Genomic DNA, 18,204 nt, shown 5'->3' with positions numbered 1-18,204 from the left:
GTTATTGGGGGGCGAGACCGCGGCCCATGGTAAACCCAGCCCGGCTTGCCCTCCAGCCCCGTCCGACCCGTCGGGTGGGGTGGGGTATCATGGGCCGGGAGAGCAACGATCGGCGGAGGTAGCATGGCGGTAAAGGGCAGACCCAGGCGAGAGCACAGGCGAGGGCGCTGGATGGCGCTGCTGCTGGGCGGGCTGCTGACCCTGCTGGCGGTGCGCCTGCCGGCGGATGACGTCGTCGGCCCCCTGGGTGCGGTGGGCTCGGATACCCTGGCGGGGCTGATGCTGCGCTGGGGCGAGCTGCTCACCGAGCGTCACCCGGGCGTGCGCCTGCAGCTCCAGGCCAGCGGTTCGGCCAGTGCCCCCGCGGCCCTGACGGCGGGCACCACGCGCCTGGGGCCCATGTCGCGCCCCATGAACGAGGTCGAACGCGAGGCCTTCAGCGAACGCCATGGCTACCCCCCCATGGAGCTGGAGATCGCCCGCGATGCCCTGGCGGTCATCGTGCATCGCCACAATCCGCTGGCGAGCCTCACCCGGCGGGAGCTGGATGCCATCTTCTCCGAGTCGCGCCGCTGCGGTGCCGAGGAGAGCATCGAGCGCTGGTCGCAGCTGGGAGTCGAGCTGCCGGGCGATCGCATCGTGCTGCATGGGCGCAACGTCGCCTCGGGCACCCATGACCTGTTCCGCCTGCGGGCGCTGTGCGGTGGCAGCTATCGGGTGCATCTCAACGAGCACCCCGGCTCGGCGGCCGTGGTGGCCGCGGTGGCCGCCGAGCCCTCGGCCATCGGCTTCGCCGGTCTCAATCACCTGACCGCAGGCGTCAAGGCGCTGCCGCGTGGCGACGCCGCAGGTGAAGTCGCTGCCCCCACGCCGCAGGCGGTTCGGCGCGGCGACTATTCGCTGTCGCGTTCCCTCTATCTCTACCTGAACCTGCCCCCCGGCGGTGCGCTGCCGGCTCCGGAGCAAGCCTTCCTCGAACTGGTGTTCTCCCCGCTCGGCCAGGCGGTAGTCGAGGAGCAGGGCTTCGTCGTCCTGAGCGAGGAGCGGCTGGCCGAGCAGCGAGAATGGCTGGCCTCGCTGCCGCCTGCCGAATAGCAGTGTCACGCGATTGTCACCCCAGTGTCGTAAAGTGGTGCTCTCGCCCTTTTCCTCAACGCCCATGAGTGGCCATGAACGACCCACGCCCCCACCTCACCCTGCGCCTGCGCCGCCGCCGCGTTCGTGACCGCCTGGCGACCCTGCTGATCACCGCGGGGGGCGTCGGCGTGGTGGTCTCGGTGCTGGCCATCGGGGTGTTCCTGGCCCTGGAAGTGGTGCCGCTGTTCCTGGGGGCAGATGCCCTGGATGCCCGAGAGCTGTGGCGTCCCCAGCCCGTGGAGGGTTTCGCCGAGCCCCAGTATCGCTGGCGGCCCGAACCGCTGGTCGAGGGGGATACCACCCACTTCGGCATGGCGCCGCTCGCCTGGGGCACCCTCAAGGCCGCGCTCTGGGCGATGCTGTTTGCGGTGCCCCTGGCGCTGGGCGCCGCCATTCATTCGGCGCTATACATGCCGCGTCGCCTGCGCGCCCGGCTGAAGCCCACCCTGGAGCTGATGGAGGCGCTGCCCGGGGTGGTGATCGGTTTCGTCGCCGGCATGCTGCTGGCGCCCTGGGTGGAGCGTCATCTGGCCGCCGCCGTGCTGCTGCTGGTGATGATGCCCCTCGGGGCACTGCTGGCAGGAGGAGGCAGGGCACTGCTGCCGGTTCCCCTGAGGGAGCGTTTGCCCCTCGGCTGGGCGGGGCTGTGGCTGATGCCCTGGCTGGTGCTGGTAGGAATCGCCACCCTGTGGCTGGCCCCGGTGGCCGAGGCCACGCTGGTCGGCGGCGACCTGCGCGGCTGGCTCGCCACTACCCTGGGCCTCGACTATGCGGCGCGCAATGCCATGGTCGTCGGCCTGGCCATGGGCTTCGCGGTGATTCCCGGCATCTATGCCCTGGCCGAGGATGCCCTGGCCGGAGTGCCCGACAGCCTCGGTGAGGGGGCCCAGGCGCTGGGGGCCACTCGCTGGCAGACGCTCTGGAAGGTGATGCTGCCCGCCGCGGCGCCGGGTATCTTCAGTGCGATAATGATCGGCGCCGGCCGTGCGGTGGGCGAGACCATGATCGTGCTGATGGCCAGCGGCAACACCGCCCTGATGAGCCTCAACCCGCTGGAGGGATTGCGCTCACTGTCGGCCACCATCGCCATCGAGCTGCCCGAGGCCGCCGCCGGCGGTACCCACTATCGGCTGCTGTTCCTGGCGGCGTTGTTGCTGTTCGCCTTCACCTTCCTGGTCAATACACTCGCCGAGGGGGTACGCACCCGACTGCGTCGTCGCTACCGGCGCCTGGAGGGCGGCGCATGAGGAGCCTGTGGCACCGGCGAGGCGAAGGCCCCTGGCCCTGGCTGGCCGCCGGCAGCGTAGCGCTGTCGCTGCTGATGCTGCTGTCACTGCTGTTGCTGCTGGCCGTCCGTGGCCTGGGCCACTTCTGGCCTGCCGAGGTGGTCCTGGTGACACCCCAGGATGGCCAGCCCTTCGCCGGGGTGGCGGTGCGCGAAGAGCGGCTCCCGGGCGACGAGGCGCGTGAACGGCTCTACTTCACCGGCAACCGCGACCTGGACAGCGATCGCTGGCGCTGGATCGCCCTGGACACCATCGCGGCGGTAGAGGCGCCTGCCGAGCTGGTGATGCTGGAGCGCAGCCGTTGGGGCGAGTTCCTCGGTCGACTGGTTGCCCTCGAAGGCAACGGCGAGCGCCACACCGGCGAAGCCGCCTGGCCCGCCCTGCAGGCGCGACTGGCCGAGCTCGATACCCTGCGCGACGAGCGCGATCGGCTGCGCGACGACGTGGTGGTACCCCTGGTCCGTCGCCTCGAGCATGCCGATGGCAGAGGCGACGCCGAGTCCCGTGCGGCGCTGACCCGGGCCAATGGGCGGATCCGTGAGCTCCAGTCGGCCATGGGCGGTGATACCCTGATAGTGGAGAGCATCGACGGGCGTCGTGTCGAGCAGCCGCTGGATCTCGTGCTGCGTGCCTGGCGCCCCAATGCCATGTCGCCGTTAGACAAGCTCGGCGCCTGGGCAGGGGGCGTATGGCGCTTCCTCTCCGAGGGGCCGCGGGCCGCCAACAGCGCCGGCGGGGTATGGCCGGCGATCTTCGGCACCGTGCTGATGGTGCTGCTGATGTCGCTGGTGGTGACCCCCTTCGGGGTGCTGGCGGGGATCTACCTGAACGAGGTGGCCCATCAGGGGCCTCTCACCCGACTGGTGCGCATCGGGGTGCACAACCTGGCCGGGGTACCCGCCATCGTCTACGGGGTGTTCGGGCTCGGGGTGTTCGTCTATGGCATCGGCGGCACCCTGGACGAGTGGTTCTTCGACGACCGCCTGCCGTCGCCCACCTTCGGCACCGGGGGGCTGCTGTGGGCCTCCCTGACCCTCGCCCTGCTGACCCTGCCGGTGGTGATCGTGGCCACCGAGGAGGGGCTGGCCCGGGTGCCCGACCACCAGCGGGAGGGCGCCCTGGCCCTGGGCGCCACGCGCATGGAGATGCTGACCCGGGTGGTGCTGCCGATGACCCTGCCCGCCATGCTGACCGGGATGATCCTGGCCGTGGCCCGGGCCGCCGGCGAGGTGGCGCCGCTGATGCTGGTGGGGGTGGCCAAGCTGGCACCCCAGGTGCCGGTGGACGGCGACTTTCCCTTCCTGCATCTTGAGCGCAAGTTCATGCATCTGGGCTACCACATCTATGACGCGGCCTTCCACGGCGATGACGTCCAGGCCGCCATGCCGCTGGTCTTCGCCACGGCGTTGCTGCTGGTGCTGGTGATCCTGGTGCTTAACCTGACTGCAATATTCCTGCGTCATCATCTGAGGGCGCGTCATGGGGCGCCGTCGCGCTGGTAGCGCCGGCCCCAGGGAGAGCCTGTTTCGTGTCCGTTTTCACCTCGTCATCCGCCGCCGGCGGGCCGATCATCGATTTCGCGGCCGCCGAGAGCAGCCTGGAGATCGCTGGCCTGAGCCTCGCCTATGGCGAGAAGCCGGCGCTGCGCGATCTCACGCTGCGTATTCCGCGGCATCGGGTGACGGCCTTCATCGGGCCCTCGGGGTGCGGCAAGTCGACCCTGCTGCGCGCCCTCAATCGGCTCCACGACCTCAACGAGGAGGTGGTGCGGCGCGGCGAGATCCGTCTCGAAGGGCAGGATATCCACGCCCCTCAGGTGGACGTGGCGGAGTTGCGGCGTCGGGTGGGCATGGTGTTCCAGGCACCCAACCCCTTCCCCATGTCGATCTATGACAACGTGGCCTTCGGTCTGCGCCTGCAGGGCGGCATGCGCAAGCGCGAGATGGACGATACGGTCGAGTGGGCCCTGCAGTCGGCGGCGCTGTGGGAGGAGGTAAAGGATCGCCTGCGCGCCTCGGCGTGGACCCTCTCCGGCGGCCAGCAGCAGCGCCTGGTCATCGCCCGTACCCTGGCCGTGCAGCCCGAGGTGCTGCTGCTCGACGAGCCGGCCTCGGCGCTGGATCCGATCTCGACCCTGAAGATCGAGGAGCTGATCCGTAACCTGAAGTCGCGGCTCAGCCTGGTACTGGTCACCCACAACATGCAGCAGGCGGCGCGGGTCTCCGACTACACCGCCTTCCTGCAGCAGGGCGAACTGGTGGAGTACGGCCCCACCCGGACGCTGTTCACCAATCCGCGCCTGCGGCGCACCGAGAACTACATCACCGGGCGCATGATCTGAATGGTCCGGCCCCAAGGAGAGTCCCATGGACATCAGCAGCGATATCCACAGCCAGCATATTTCCCGGCAGTTCAACCAGGAGCTCGAGGAGCTCAAGACCCACCTGATGGCGATGGGGGGGCTGGTCGAGAAGCAGGTTCAGGACGCCGTCACTGCCCTGCTCGAGGGCGATTCCGCGCTGGGCCGCCAGGTGGTCGAGAATGACCGCGCGGTCAACGACATGCAGATCAAGATCGACGCGGAGTGCACCCAGGTGCTGGCGCGCCGCCAGCCCACCGCCTCCGACCTGCGCCTGGTGCTGGCGGTGATCCGTGCCGGCTCCGACCTGGAGCGCATCGGCGACGAGGCGAGCAAGATCGCTCGCAACGCCTGTGAGCTGATCGACGGCGACAACGGCAGCCGCGGTTTCGTCGAGGTTCGCATGATCAGCGAGCATGTGCGGCGCATGGTGCGTGACGCCCTGACCTCCTTTGCCCGCTTCGACACCGAGCTGGCGCTCAAGCTGGTCCACGAGGATGAGCAGGTCGACAACGAGTACCAGAGCGCCATGCGTTCGCTGATGACCTTCATGATGGAGGATGCGCGCTCGATCTCGCCGGTGCTCAGCCTGATGTGGATCCTGCGTGCCCTGGAGCGTATCGGTGACCACGCCAACAACCTGGCCGAGTACGTGGTCTACCTGGTCAAGGGCATGGACATCCGCCACACCGACCCCGAGGACCTCGACGCCGAGGCGATCTCGCGCAGGGATTGACCTCGGGCGGCGATTCATCGTCAATAGCGCAGGCCATCGCCACAGGGTGATGGCCTGCTTTCATTGGTCGTCGCTCTCGCAAGGAACTGCAATGCTTGATGCCTTCACGGCCCTGGCCCGTGGCACCCGTCTGGTCTACGGGGCCGGCCTGCGCCGCTACGTGTTTGCTCCCATCGTCGTGAACCTGCTGGTCTATGTCGCCATGCTGTGGTTCGTTCTGGCCAACTTCGGCAGCTGGCTGGATCACTGGATAGCCATGGTGCCCGGCTGGCTCGCCTGGCTGGAGTGGCTGATCTGGCCGCTGTTCGTGCTCAGCCTGGTGCTGGCGGTGTTCTTCACCTTCACCCTGGTGACCCATATCATCGCCGCGCCCTTCTACGGCTTCCTGGCCGAGAAGGTGGAGATCGCCGCCACCGGCAGGGCGCCCCTCGACGACCGTGGCCTGGCCAAGACCGCGGTGGATGCGCTGGGCCGCGAGATGGTCAAGCTCGCCTACATCCTGCCGCGCATGGCGGCGCTGTTCGTGATCAGCTGGATCCCGGTGGTCAACCTGGCAGCACCGCTGCTGTGGGCACTGTTCTCGGCCTGGATGATGGCGATCACCTACCTCGATTACCCCATGGACAACAACAAGGTGAGCTTCGCCGACATGCGGCGCCGCCTGAAGTCCCGCTGGTGGCCGACGCTGAGCTACGGTGGCGGCGTCACCCTGATTACCTGGCTGCCACTGGCCAACCTCTTCCTGCTGCCCGGGGCGGTGGCTGCTGGGGTGCTGATGTGGGATGGCCACTATCGCGACCTGCCGGCGCGCCGCGGCTGAGGCGTCAGCCGGCGTGGGTGCCGGTTGCCAGCCGGGTGGCGGGGAAGACGCAGCGGAAGGTGGCCCCCTGGTGGGGCAGGGAATCGATCTCCAGGCGGGCATCATGGCGCAGCAGCACATGCTTGACGATGGCCAGGCCTAGGCCGGTACCGCCGGTGGCCGCGCTGCGCCCCTTGTCGACCCGGTAGAAGCGCTCGGTAAGGCGCGGGATATGCACCGGATCGATGCCCTCGCCGTCGTCGATCACCTCCAGGCAGGCGCCGTGGTCGGGGCCTGGGCGCCAGCTCAGGGTGACATGGCTGCCTTCGGGGGTATAGCGCACGGCGTTGAAGGCCAGGTTGGAGAGGGCGCTGCGGACCTCCTGCTCGCTGCCCGTCAGGGCCCGTGGCTCCTTGAGCTCCACCGTGATGACATGGCGCCCGCCGGAGAGCGCCTCGGCGTCGCGTCTGACGCTCTCCAGCAGTGCGGCCATGTCCAGTGGTACATGGTCGGCGCCGCCGCGGTCGATCTCTAGCCGCGACAGCAGCAGCAGGTCCTGGACCAGGTTCTGCATGCGCGTGGTCTGCTCCTGCATGCTGGCGAGGCCGCGCCCCAGGCGGGGGGGTAGCAGCTCGGCCTGGTCGGCATAGGTCTCCAGGTAGCCGGCGAGCACCGTGAGCGGCGTGCGCAGCTCATGGGAGACGTTGGCCACGAAGTCGCGGCGCATCTCCTCCAGGCGGTGCAGGCGGGTGATGTCGCGGGCCATCAGCAGGCGCTCGTCGTCGCCGTAGAGGGTGATCTGGAATTGCAGGATCATGCGCTCGTCGATGGGCGAGGGCAGGGTCAGGGGTTCGCGGTAGTCGCGACGGTGGAAGTAGTCGACGAAGCGTGGGTCGCGCAGCAGGTTGGTGATGTGGTGACCGCGATCCAGCGCCGCCTTCAGACCGAGCATCTGTTCCGCGGCGCTGTTCCACCACTCCATGTCACCATGGCGGTCGAGCATCACCACGCTGTCGCGCATCGCCTCGGAAGATTCCTGGATACGCCGCAGGGTGCTGAGCAGCCGCCCCTGGGTGATGCGCTGGCCCTTCTGATAGCGGTAGAGGCGGTCCATCAGGTCGCCCCACAGCCCCGCGGCCGAGGGCGGCTCAGCCTGGGTATCATGGGTCAGCCAACGGTAGAGGCTGCGCAACTGATAGAGGTGGTAGCCGAGACACAGCGCGAGACCCAGGGCCAGGCCGACTCCCGGTGCGCCCAGCGGCCAGCCGGTCAACAGGCCCACTCCCGCCAGCAGGAGCAGGCGCCACAGCTCGCGCTTCCAGAGCCTCACATCAGGCCTTGGCAGAGAACCGGTAGCCGGTGCCGCGCACCGTCTGTACCAGATGCTGGTGGCGTTCGCCCAGCGCCTTGCGCAGGCGGCGGATATGCACGTCGACGGTACGCTCCTCGACGTAGACGTTACCGCCCCACACCTGGTCCAGCAGCTGGCTGCGGGTGTAGGCGCGCTCCTGGTGGGTCATGAAGAACTGCAGCAGGCGGTACTCGGTGGGGCCCATCTCCAGCCCCTGGCCGTCGGCGCTGACCCGGTGGCTGACCGGGTCGAGCAGCAGTCCCTCCACCTCCACCGGATCCTCGACGCCGCGCGGTGTGGCGCGGCGCAGCACGGCCTTGAGGCGCGCCACCAGCTCGCGGGGCGAGAAGGGCTTGGTGATGTAGTCATCGGCGCCGGACTCGAGCCCTTGGATCTTGTTGTCCTCCTCGCCCTTGGCGGTGAGCATGATGATCGGCAGCTCGGCAGTGGTCTCCTCGCGCTTGAGGCGCCTCGCCAGCTCGATGCCGCTGGTGCCGGGCATCATCCAGTCGAGCAGCAGCAGGTCGGGCTGGTGGTCCACCACCATGGCGTGGGCGGTCTGGGCGTTGTCCGCCTCGAGCACACGATAGTCGGCCATTTCCAGCGCCATCGCGATCATCTCGCGGATCGGCGCCTCATCATCGACGATCAGTACGGTCTTGGCGGTCATCCTGAAGCCTCGAGTCAATGACGGGTCGATGTCGATTGCACCACGCCATTATGACACTGGAGTGACAGCGCTGCCCTACTGGATGCCCGGCCACAGGCTTAGGGCGATGCCGGCGAACACCAGCAGCCCCGACCAGTAGTTGTTGAGAAAGGCCCGGAAGCAGGGCTCCCGCTCGCGCTCGCGGATCAGCCAGTGCTGCCAGGCGAAGGTGGCGGCCATGGCCGCCAGGCCCAGCCAGAAGAAGCCGCCCAGGTCGAGCCGTGCCCCGGCCCAGGCCAGCAGCGCCAGCGTCACCAGCTGCAGCAGGCCGATCATGAAGCGGTCGGCCCCGCCGAACAGTACCGCGGTGGACTTGATGCCGATCTTCAGGTCGTCGTCGCGGTCGACCATGGCGTACTGGGTGTCGTAGGCCACGGTCCATACCACATTGGCGGCGAACAGCAGCCACGCCTCGAAGGGCACCTGGCCGAGCACCGCACCGAAGGCCATGGGGATCGCCCAGGAGAAGGCGGCGCCCAGGAAGAGCTGGGGCAGGTGGGTGTAGCGCTTCATGAAGGGGTAGATGAAGGCCAGGACCAGGCCGCCGATCGACAGCAGGAACGTGAACAGGTTGGTGAACAGCACCACCACGAAGGCCGCGAGCACCAGCAGCAGGAACAGCGCCTGGGCCTCACCCTCGCTGATGCGGCCGGTGGCCAGGGGGCGATCCAGGGTACGCTTGACGTGGCCGTCGAAGTGGCGGTCGGCGTAGTCGTTGACCACGCAGCCGGCGGCACGCATCAGGTAGACGCCGGCGACGAAGATCAGCAGCAGGTGGCGCTCCGGCAGGCCCTCGGCGGCTACCCACAGTGCCCACAGGGTGGGCCACATCAGCAGCCAGGTACCGATGGGGCGGTCGAGGCGCATCAGACGCAGGAAGTCGGGTACCCGGGCTAGGCCCGTGGGGCGCATCAGGGAGCGGTCCATCTCTACCTCGTGGAAGTGGGCGGTTGGCCAAGAGCCTAGCGCGAAGGCAGGCCGAGGTCATCCGCCATGGCGTCGAGGAACCACTCCTGCACCAGCACCCGGAAGTCACCGTGGCGAAACACCGAGCGACGCCCCCAGGGCCCGCGGGACGGGTGGAAGCCGGCAGGGGCGCGGGTCACCTCGATCGCGTCGCGCTCGAGGTCCGGCTGGCGGAACAGCCAGCTGCCCAGAGAGCGTTCGCCGAGATGCTCCAGGTCATGGGCGGGCAGCCCCTCCAGAGGGGCCACCGAACGCGCCACCACCCAGGGGGATTCTCCCAGGCAGAGGGCTACCTCGCGCAGCCAGGCCGGGCGTCCCGGCGGCAGGGCGAGGGCACGGGCCTCGTCGTGTCTTGGAATGGCGGTGCGCTGGTCGAGCAGGCGTACCTGGAAGGGGCTCGGCCGCCCCGCCTCGGTGAGGCGAAGGGTCAGCGAGTCCCGGGAGCCCAGCCACTCTCGCCAGGCGGGGCTCATGGCGGGCCGTGCCGCGGGCAGCGGCAACCAACGCGCCGCGCCAGGCAGGGCGTGAGGTGAGGAATCGGGCACCACGGACTCCGTGTCCATCCTGGGGGGCGGGTAGTGTACCATGCGCCATCATTACCCTTCCTCGACGAGGAGACCCATGAGCGCCCCCTTGACCATCCTCGGCAGCGGCATGGCGGGCCTCGGCCTGTTGCGCCAGCTGCGCGCCCTCGACGCCGAGCGACCGGTGACCCTGATCACCGCCGACAGCGGCGATGACTACTCCAAGCCGCTGCTCTCCACCGGCTTCGCCAAGGGGCTGCCGCCCGAGCGGCTGGCCGCCCGCAGCGCCCTGGCGATCGCCGAGTCGCTGAACGCGGTGGTGCGCACCCATACTCGGGTCGAGGCCATCGACACCCGAGCCCATACACTGCGCATCGGCGAGGAGCGGCTGGACTACGGGGAGCTGGTGCTGGCCACCGGGGCGGCACCGATCGCCCCCTTCGACGTGCCCAAGGCCCTGGCCGGACGGGTGATGACGGTCAACGACCTGGACGATTATCGCGCCTTCCACGCCGCAGTGAGCGATCTGGGCCGGCCGGCCCGGGTGGCCATCGTGGGTGCCGGCCTGGTGGGCTGCGAGTTCGCCAACGACCTGCTGGCCGGAGGCCACCGGGTGAGCCTGGTGGCACCGGAGGCCGCGCCGCTGCCGCGCCTGCTTCCCGAGCCGCTGGGGCGTGCGCTGGGCGAGGCCTTCCGGGATGCCGGCATGGGCCTGCACCTGGGCGCGGGTGTCGTGGGACTCCAGGCCGAGGGCGGCGATGCGCTGGTGTGTCTCGAGGACGGCACTGCCGTGGTGGCCGACCTGGTCCTGCTGGCCACCGGCCTCAGGCCGCGCACGGCGCTGGCCGAGGCGGCGGGCCTCGTGGTCAGCGCCGCGGGAATCCACACCGACCGGACCCTCGCCACCTCGGCGCCGGATGTCTACGCGCTGGGCGATGTGGCCTGCGTCGAGGGGGTCAACGCCATGTACGTGCAGCCGCTCCAGGCCTCCGCCCGGGCCCTGGCCCGCACCCTCGCCGGCACGCCCACGGCGGTTCGCTATGGCGCCTGGCCGGTACTGGTCAAGACGCCGTTGCTGCCGGTGGTGGCGCTGCCCCCCACCCAGGCACCGGCACGCTGGCGCATCGAGGGGGAGGCGGGGGATCTCACCGCCCTGGCCGAGGCCAAGGACGGACGTTTGATCGGATTTGCGTTGACAGGGGCCTGCGTGCGTCGGAAAGTCGAACTGGCGCGGGCTGCGCCGGCGTTGCTAGGCTAGGTCAGCGGTGACGGCTCGATGCGGTCGCCGCAGAGTGCCTTTCGACGCCGTTCGCCCGTCGCCCGGCAAGAGACCGGGTGAACGGCGAGCGCCGTCTGCCATGACAACAACATCCCGCGCGATGCGCCGGGATCCAGTGCCAACACCAGGAGGGTTGTATGCGTAAGCCAGAACTCGCGGCGGCGATTGCCGAGCGTGCCGATCTGTCCAAGGACAAGGCGAGCCAGGTGCTCAATGTCATTCTCGACGAGATCACCGGGAGTGTCGCCCAGGGTCAGGATGTCGCGTTGATCGGCTTCGGTACCTTCGCCGTGCGCGAGCGCGCCGCGCGCACCGGCAAGAATCCCCAGACCGGTCAGCCACTGACCATTCCGGCCAGCAAGACTGTGGCCTTCAAGCCGGGCAAGGGCCTCAAGGACGCCGTGGCCAAGTGATGATGGTACGCCTGGCCCGCCTTCGGCGCCGGGCGTCTTCGCTTCCACCCTCCAGGGATCCGGTGGTGATCACATGAAGCTGAAACTGCTGCTCTGGGTGCTGGGCTGGTTGCTCAAGCGCGCCCTGCGTCGCAACCCCCGCTTCCGCGAGCTGCTCGGCGAGATGCGCGGCCTCGACTGGGGCGTGGCCACCGAGGACCTCTCCATCGCTCGCCACTACCGCATGTCGCCGCGTGGCATCGCCCACGGCCGCGGCCTGCCGGTGGACCTCGACCTGGAACTGCGCTTCGAGGACGCGGCCACCGCGTTCGAGGTATTGCGCAAGCCGACCCAGCAGGTCTTCCTCGATGGCATGATGGACGGGCGCGTGCGCCTGGTCGGCGATGCCGCCGACCTCCAGCGACTGCAGAAGCTGCTGCGCCATCTCTGACCGCGGGAGACCCGTGCCCGCCATGACCCCCTCACTGGTCCTGCGACGCTTCTGGACCCTCGAGCCCGCGGCCTACAGCCTGCGCGTCTTCATCGCCCTGGGCGGCATCATGCTGCTGTGCTGGTGGCGTGGCGACATGGCGGGCCTGATCCCGCTGTTCCTGGGCGCCATCGCCAGCGCCCTGGCCGAGACCGATGATGAGTGGTCCGGCCGGCTTGCCGCCCTGCTGGTCACCCTGGTCTGCTTTGCGCTGGCTTCGCTGGCGATGGAGCTGCTCTTCGCCCACCCCTGGCCGCTGGTGGTGACCCTGGGCCTGGCGGCCTTCGGCATGACCATGCTCGGCGCGGTCAGCCAGCGCTACGCCACCATCGCCAACGCCACCCTGATCCTGACCATCTATACCCTGATCAGCCTCGAGCAGCGCGGCAGCCCTGCGCTGGGCGAACTGTGGCGGGAGCCGGCGCTGCTGGTGGCGGGTGCCGCCTGGTACGGCGCGATCTCGGTGGCGTGGTGCGCGCTCTTCTCGCGCCAGCCGCTGCAGCTGGCCATGGCGCGGGTCTACCGCGAGCTGGCCCGCTACCTCGGCCTGAAGGCGGCACTCTTCGAGCCGCTGCGCGGGCTGGACGTGGAGAGTCGGCGCCTTGCGCTGGCGCGCCAGAATGGCCGGGTTGTGGAGGCCCTCAACGATGCCAAGGAGCGTCTCTTCCGGCGCCTGGAGGCGCAGCGTGCCTCGCCGCGGCTGGCGCGCTACCTGCGCCTCTACTTCATCGCCCAGGATATCCACGAGCGGGCCAGCTCCTCCCACTCCCCCTATGCCGAGCTGGCCGAGGCCTTCTTCCATCACGATGTGCTGTTCCGCGTCCAGCGGGTGCTCTCCCTCCAGGGCGAGGCGTGCCGGAGCCTGGCCCGGGGCCTGCTGCTCAAGCGCTCCTTCGACCTGGCCCCCAGCGAGCGGGCGCTGGTCGACCTGGAGGCCTCCCTGGCGCACCTGCGGGGGGCGATGCCCGTCGAGCGCCAGGCGCTGCTGCCCGCCCTGGAGGCCGTGGCCGATAATCTGGCGACCCTGGAGCGGGCCCTGGCCGGGGCGCGCCATCCGGAGCTCGGCGAGGGGGACGATGATGCACTCCATGACCGCACGCCCCGGGGCCTGGGTGACGTGGTCGAACGCCTTCAGGCCCAGCTGACCCCACGCTCGCCGGTGTTTCGTCACGCCGTGCGCCTGGCTGCCACCCTGGTGGCCGGCTATGCGGTCCTGCACCTGATCCATCCCACCCAGGGCTACTGGATCCTGCTCACCAGCCTGTTCGTCTGCCGGCCCAGCTTCGGGGCCACCCGGCGCTTCCTTTGGCAGCGTATCCTCGGGACGGTACTCGGGCTGGTGGCGGGTTGGGCGTTGATCAGCCTGTTCCCGTCACCGGCGCTCCAGGCGGCGATCGCGGTGGTCGCCGGGGTCGCCTTCTTCGCCCTGCGCGGGCGCCACTACACACTGGCCACGGCGGCGATCACCCTGATGGTGTTGAGCTGCTTCAATCAGGTGGGGGACGGCTTCGGTCTGATCTGGCCGCGGCTGATGGATACCCTGCTGGGCGCCGGCATCGCCGGGCTGGCGGTACTGACCATCCTGCCCGACTGGCAGGGCAGGCGGCTGCATCGCCAGGCGGCCGCCACCCTGGCGGCCGGGCGCGACTACCTGGCGGCGCTGATCGAGCAGTACGCCAGCGGCAAGCGCGATGACCTGTCCTATCGGCTGGCGCGACGCAATGCCCACAATGCCGATGCGGAGCTTGCCGCGATGCTGACCAATGTGCAGCAGGAGCCGGGTCCCTTTCGCCGCGACGCCGAGCGCGGGCTGCCCTTCCAGCTCCACGCCCATACCCTGCTCAACTATCTCTCCGCACTGGGCGCCCATCGCGGCGAGAGTCGCGGGGTGACACCGGCGGAGAGTGCGCTGGCCGAGGCGGTCCTCGCCGAACTGGACGGCCTGGCCCGGGCGCTGGAACGGCGGGAACCGATCGATCCGCATGGGTCCCTGGAGGTGACCGAGGCGGAGCCGGACTCCCTGCTGGGCGCCCAGCTGGTGCTGATCGGTCGTCAGCTGGCGCCGCTGCGGGAGGCGGGAGCCGCGCTTTGCGCGGAGCGGTAAGAACTCGGCTTCGCCGAGAGCGATAAGCTGTAAGACAAACCCTTCGCCGCACGTTTCGTTGACTTACGGCTTACGGCTTACGGCTTACGGCTTACGGCTTCCAGCCATCACACCTGCCCGTAGCGGCCGGCCTCCTCGCCCAGCCAGCGGCGGATCAGCGGCTGGCTGGCCTCGGGGTGGCTGGCCAGCAGCGCCTCGGCCAGGGGGGCGACGCGCTCGAGCAGGTCGGCGTCGCGCTCCAGGTCGGCGATTTTCATCTGCGCCAGGCCCGTCTGGCGGGTACCCAGCACCTCGCCGGGACCGCGCAGCTCGAGGTCCTTCTCGGCGATACGGAAGCCGTCGGTGGTCTCGCGCATCACCGCCAGGCGCTCCTTGGAGTGGGCAGAGAGCGGCGGATGGTAGAGCAGCACGCAGAAGCTCTGGGTGGCGCCGCGCCCGACCCGGCCGCGCAGCTGGTGCAGCTGGGAGAGCCCCAGGCGCTCGGGGTTCTCGATGATCATCAGGCTGGCGTTGGGCACGTCGACCCCCACCTCGATCACCGTGGTGGCCACCAGCAGGTCCAGCTCCCCGGCCTTGAAGGCATCCATCACCTCTGCCTTCTCGGCGGCCTTCATGCGCCCGTGGACCAGGCCGATGGCGAGTTCCGGCAGTGCCTCGGTAAGCTCGTCCCGGGTCGCCTCGGCGGCCTGGCACTCCAGCACCTCGGACTCCTCGATCAGGGTGCAGACCCAGTAGGCCTGGCGCCCCTCGGCGCAGGCGTGGCGGATGCGCTCGACCACCTCGGGACGCCGCTCGTCGGGCATCGCCACCGTCTTCACCGGGGTGCGGCCGGGGGGCAGTTCGTCGATCACCGAGACATCCAGGTCGGCATAGGCACTCATCGCCAGGGTGCGCGGGATGGGGGTGGCGGTCATCACCAGCTGGTGGGGCGTGAGGCCGCCGGCCTCGCCCTTCTCGCGCAGCGCCAGGCGCTGGTGGACCCCGAAGCGGTGTTGCTCGTCGACGATCGCCAGTCCCAGGCGCTGGAAGTGCACGTCGCCCTGGAAGAGCGCGTGGGTGCCCACCACCATGCGCGCGCGGCCGTCCTGTATCGCCGCCTTGGTGTCGAGGCGCGCCTTGCCCTTGAGCTTGCCGGCGAGCCACGCCACCTCGATGCCCAGCGGCGCGAACCAGGCCCGGAAGGCGCGGTAGTGCTGCTCGGCCAGTATCTCGGTGGGCGCCATCATCGCCGCCTGGCAGTCGCCGGCGATGGCCGCCAGTGCCGCCATGGCGGCCACCACCGTCTTGCCGGAGCCCACGTCGCCCTGCACCAGTCGCAGCATGGGCACCTCCCGGCCCAGGTCGGCGGCGATCTCGTCGAGCACCCGGCGCTGGGCCGCGGTCAGCGAGAAGGGCAGCTGGGTCAGGAAGCGCGCCTGCAGGCCTCGCCCCGAGGGCAGGACCGGGGCGCCATCCTGCTGGATCTGCAGGCGTACCGCCTGCAGGCTGAGGCGGTGGGCGAGCAGCTCCTCCAGCGCCAGGCGGCGGGTGGCCGGGTGGCGGCCACTCGCCAGCTGCTCGGGGTCGACCTCCGGCGGCGGCTGGTGCAGCACGTGCAGGCAGCGGTGCAGCTCGGGCAGCCGGAAGCGTTGGCGCAGATCCTCGGTGATCCAGTCGGGCAGCGCTTCGGGAGCAGCGTCGAGGCGCGCCAGGGCCTGCTCGATCAGTGCCCGCAGGCGGGTCTGGTGCAACCCCTCGGTGGCGGGGTAGATCGGGGTGAGGTGGTCTTCCACCGGCGGGGCATCGGCCTTGAGCAGGCGATACTCGGGGTGGTAGAGCTCGAGTCCGGTGGCACCGGCGCGGGCCTCGCCGAAGCCGCGCACCCAGGTGCCGGGCTGGAACTGCTGCTGCTGGGCCGGCGAGAAGTGGAAGAAGCGCAGGCTGAGCAGGCCACTGCCGTCACGCAGGCGCACCAGCAGGCTGCGGCGCCGGCCGCGCACCACCTCGGCGGCCACCACCTCGCCCTCCACCACCGCCTCGTGGCCGGCACGCAGGGTGCCGATGGGGGTGATGCGGGTGCGATCCTGATAGCGCAGCGGCAGGTGGAAGAGCAGGTCGGCCACGCTGTCGATGCGCAGCCGGGAGAGTTTCTGGGCCAGTGCCTCGCCGACGCCCTTGAGCGACGTGACCGGCGCGTCGAGAGCCGTCTGGTCGGCACTCATGCCGAGGCGGGGTCGGCCTGGCGGCAGCGGGCGACGGCGTCGGTGATGGCGTCGATTGCCTTGGGCCGCGGGAAGCTGGCTCGCCAGGCGATGGCCACGGTGCGCGTCGGGGCGGGGGCCGCGAAGGGCACGCTTTCGAGCAGGCCACTCTCGTAGTGGACGGTGCCGATGGCCGAGCGTGGCAGCACGGTGATGCCGAGTTTGGAGGCCACCATATGGCGGATGGTCTCCAGCGACCCGCCCTCGGCGGTGAGGGTGTTGTGGGGGCTGTTGAGCTTCTGGCTGATCGCCGGGCAGGCCTCGAGGATCTGGTCGCGGAAGCAGTGGCCCTCGCCGAGCAGCAGCAGGCGCTCCTGGAGCAGCTCCTCCTTGTGCACGCAGTCGCGGCCGGCCCAGGCGTGGTCCGCCGGCACCAGCACCTCGAACTCCTCCTCGTAGAGCGGCTTGGTGAGCACGTCGGTCTCGGTGAAGGGCAGGGCGACGATGATGGCGTCCAGCTCGCCGCTGCGCAGCTTGCGGCGCAGGTTGCCGGTGAAGCCCTCCTCGATATAGAGCGGCATCTGCGGGGCACTGCGCGCCAGCTCCGGCACCAGGTGCGGGAAGAGGTAGGGGCCGATGGTGTAGATGGCGCCGATGCGCAGGGGACTCGCCAGCTGGTCGCGGCCCGCCGTGGCCAGCTCCTTGATCACGCTGGTCTGCTCCAGTACCCGTTGGGCCTGCTCGACGATCTTCTCGCCCAGCGGAGTGACCTGGACCGTGGACTTGGAGCGCTCGAAGAGCGGAACACCGAGCTCCTCCTCGAGCTTCTTCACCGCCACCGACAGGGTCGGCTGGGAGACGAAGCAGCGTTCGGCGGCACGACCAAAGTGGCGTTCCTGGGCCAGTGTCACGATGTAGCGGAGTTCTGTTAGAGTCATCTGGGTTGCCTGGACGGCATCCTCGTGGATTTCCAATAGGGACTTTTTATCAGGGGGCGAGGCAAAGGTGAAGACAACAACACTGATTCTGGGCTGCGGTGACATCGGCACGGCGCTGGGCCAACGCCTCCAGGCACAAGGCCAGCGCGTGATCGGCGCCCGGCGCAGCGCCGAGTCGCTCAGGGACTCTGGCCTGGAGGCGGTCGCCGCCGACCTTACCGACCCGGCCAGCCTGGCCGCGCTGCCCGACGCCGATATCCTGGTCTACGTGGCCAGCGCCGACCGCTTCGAGGAGGCCGCCTATCGTGCCGCCTACCCCGAGGGGCTGGCGGCCGCCCTGGCCGAGTTCGGCGCGCGCGAGAAGGCGCCGCGGCATGTCTTCTTCGTCTCCTCCACCAGCGTCTATGCCCAGCGTGACGGCGAGACGGTGGACGAGGCGAGCCCCACCGATCCCACCGGCTTCTCGGGCCAGCTGATGTGCGAGGCCGAGCGGGCACTGCTCGACCACGCCCTGCCCGGCAGCGTGGTGCGCTTCTCGGGAATCTATGGCCCCGGCCGCGATCGCCTGATCCGCCAGGTGGGCGAGGGGCGTATCGCCCCGCCGAGCCCCGCCATGTACACCAACCGCATCCACCGCGACGACTGCGCCGGGGTGCTGGCCCACCTGATCGGCCGGGTGCTGGAGGGCGAGAGCGTAGAGGAGCTCTATCTGGCCACCGACTGCGAGCCGGCACCGCTCCACGATGTCATGGCCTGGCTGGCCAAGCAGCTCAAGGTGGAGGCCACGGAGACCATCCAGTCGCCGCTGCGCCGCCGCGCCAGCAAGCGCTGCAGCAACGCCCGTCTGCTGGAGAGCGGCTACCAGTTCCGCTATCCCAGCTTTCGCGAGGGCTATGCGCAGGTGCTGCGGGAGGGCGGATTCCTGCCGGAGAAGGCCTGACTCCTGGCCGTTCA

The 18,204-nt window shown here is 69.7% G+C and carries 17 protein-coding genes; 11 read left to right on the top strand and 6 right to left on the bottom strand.

Annotated elements, in window-relative coordinates; genetic code table 11:
• Positions 1 to 171: 171 nt before the first annotated feature.
• The 6 genes from ACJ7IV_RS16035 (at position 172) to cysZ (ending at position 6,338) form a co-directional block, all read left to right on the top strand.
• Positions 172 to 1,095 carry a PstS family phosphate ABC transporter substrate-binding protein gene (locus tag ACJ7IV_RS16035; protein ID WP_483865213.1) on the top strand — a complete coding sequence of 308 codons (924 nt, stop codon included), beginning with the start codon at positions 172 to 174 and terminating at the stop codon, positions 1,093 to 1,095.
• A 74-nt stretch (positions 1,096 to 1,169) separates the two neighbouring features.
• The gene (locus tag ACJ7IV_RS16030) at positions 1,170 to 2,384 is read left to right on the top strand and encodes an ABC transporter permease subunit (RefSeq protein ID WP_483865212.1); all 1,215 of its coding nucleotides are present in this window, start codon (positions 1,170 to 1,172) and stop codon (positions 2,382 to 2,384) included.
• Positions 2,381 to 3,925 carry a phosphate ABC transporter permease PstA gene (gene pstA / locus ACJ7IV_RS16025; RefSeq protein ID WP_483865211.1) on the top strand — a complete coding sequence of 515 codons (1,545 nt, stop codon included), beginning with the start codon at positions 2,381 to 2,383 and terminating at the stop codon, positions 3,923 to 3,925. The genes ACJ7IV_RS16030 and pstA overlap by 4 nt, the downstream gene beginning before the upstream one ends.
• Positions 3,926 to 3,990: 65 nt before the next feature.
• Positions 3,991 to 4,764, top strand: coding sequence for a phosphate ABC transporter ATP-binding protein PstB (pstB, locus tag ACJ7IV_RS16020; protein ID WP_483866608.1), 774 nt, complete (start codon positions 3,991 to 3,993; stop codon positions 4,762 to 4,764).
• Positions 4,765 to 4,789: 25 nt separating this feature from the next.
• Positions 4,790 to 5,518, top strand: a complete 729-nt coding sequence (gene phoU / locus ACJ7IV_RS16015; protein WP_161431889.1) for a phosphate signaling complex protein PhoU — start codon at positions 4,790 to 4,792, stop codon at positions 5,516 to 5,518.
• A 91-nt stretch (positions 5,519 to 5,609) separates the two neighbouring features.
• Positions 5,610 to 6,338, top strand: coding sequence for a sulfate transporter CysZ (cysZ, locus tag ACJ7IV_RS16010; RefSeq protein ID WP_483865210.1), 729 nt, complete (start codon positions 5,610 to 5,612; stop codon positions 6,336 to 6,338).
• A gap of 4 nt (positions 6,339 to 6,342) precedes the next feature.
• Here the strand turns inward: cysZ and phoR are convergent, their stop codons facing one another.
• From phoR to ACJ7IV_RS15990, 4 genes are all read right to left on the bottom strand, one after another.
• The gene (gene phoR, locus ACJ7IV_RS16005; RefSeq protein ID WP_483865209.1) at positions 6,343 to 7,647 is read right to left on the bottom strand and encodes a phosphate regulon sensor histidine kinase PhoR; all 1,305 of its coding nucleotides are present in this window, start codon (positions 7,645 to 7,647) and stop codon (positions 6,343 to 6,345) included.
• Between the two features lies 1 nt (position 7,648).
• On the bottom strand, positions 7,649 to 8,338 hold the full coding sequence (gene phoB, locus ACJ7IV_RS16000) for a phosphate regulon transcriptional regulator PhoB (RefSeq protein WP_161431886.1): 690 nt from the start codon (positions 8,336 to 8,338) through the stop codon (positions 7,649 to 7,651).
• A 75-nt stretch (positions 8,339 to 8,413) separates the two neighbouring features.
• Positions 8,414 to 9,304 (bottom strand): 4-hydroxybenzoate octaprenyltransferase, encoded by an 891-nt coding sequence (ubiA, locus tag ACJ7IV_RS15995; RefSeq protein WP_483865208.1) that lies wholly within the window; start codon positions 9,302 to 9,304, stop codon positions 8,414 to 8,416.
• Positions 9,305 to 9,339: 35 nt separating this feature from the next.
• Positions 9,340 to 9,816: a chorismate--pyruvate lyase family protein gene (locus tag ACJ7IV_RS15990; RefSeq protein WP_483866607.1), complete on the bottom strand. Its 477-nt coding sequence runs from the start codon at positions 9,814 to 9,816 to the stop codon at positions 9,340 to 9,342.
• A 148-nt stretch (positions 9,817 to 9,964) separates the two neighbouring features.
• On the opposite strand from ACJ7IV_RS15990, the gene ACJ7IV_RS15985 reads away from it, so the two are divergent.
• The 4 genes from ACJ7IV_RS15985 to yccS all read left to right on the top strand — a co-directional run bounded on the left by ACJ7IV_RS15985 (position 9,965) and on the right by yccS (position 14,132).
• Positions 9,965 to 11,125, top strand: coding sequence for an FAD-dependent oxidoreductase (locus ACJ7IV_RS15985; RefSeq protein WP_483865207.1), 1,161 nt, complete (start codon positions 9,965 to 9,967; stop codon positions 11,123 to 11,125).
• Between the two features lie 158 nt (positions 11,126 to 11,283).
• On the top strand, positions 11,284 to 11,559 hold the full coding sequence (locus ACJ7IV_RS15980; protein WP_213311644.1) for an HU family DNA-binding protein: 276 nt from the start codon (positions 11,284 to 11,286) through the stop codon (positions 11,557 to 11,559).
• 73 nt (positions 11,560 to 11,632) lie between these two features.
• A complete protein-coding gene (locus ACJ7IV_RS15975; protein WP_213311642.1) occupies positions 11,633 to 11,989 on the top strand; it encodes a hypothetical protein in 357 nt (118 codons plus the stop codon).
• Positions 11,990 to 12,011: 22 nt separating this feature from the next.
• Complete coding sequence (gene yccS / locus ACJ7IV_RS15970; RefSeq protein ID WP_483865206.1) at positions 12,012 to 14,132, top strand: YccS family putative transporter; 2,121 nt, start codon at positions 12,012 to 12,014, stop codon at positions 14,130 to 14,132.
• Between the two features lie 107 nt (positions 14,133 to 14,239).
• On the opposite strand, the gene recG is transcribed toward yccS, so the two are convergent.
• A complete protein-coding gene (gene recG / locus ACJ7IV_RS15965; protein WP_483865205.1) occupies positions 14,240 to 16,333 on the bottom strand; it encodes an ATP-dependent DNA helicase RecG in 2,094 nt (697 codons plus the stop codon).
• Positions 16,330 to 17,250 carry a LysR substrate-binding domain-containing protein gene (locus ACJ7IV_RS15960; protein WP_483865204.1) on the bottom strand — a complete coding sequence of 307 codons (921 nt, stop codon included), beginning with the start codon at positions 17,248 to 17,250 and terminating at the stop codon, positions 16,330 to 16,332. The genes recG and ACJ7IV_RS15960 overlap by 4 nt, the downstream gene beginning before the upstream one ends.
• A gap of 67 nt (positions 17,251 to 17,317) precedes the next feature.
• Between ACJ7IV_RS15960 and ACJ7IV_RS15955 the strand changes: the two genes are divergently transcribed.
• The gene (locus ACJ7IV_RS15955; protein ID WP_483865203.1) at positions 17,318 to 18,190 is read left to right on the top strand and encodes an SDR family oxidoreductase; all 873 of its coding nucleotides are present in this window, start codon (positions 17,318 to 17,320) and stop codon (positions 18,188 to 18,190) included.
• Positions 18,191 to 18,204: the final 14 nt, after the last annotated feature.

Source organism: Halomonas sp. C10-5 (assembly GCF_057169305.1).
This window is presented reverse-complemented; position numbering and strand designations above follow the sequence as displayed.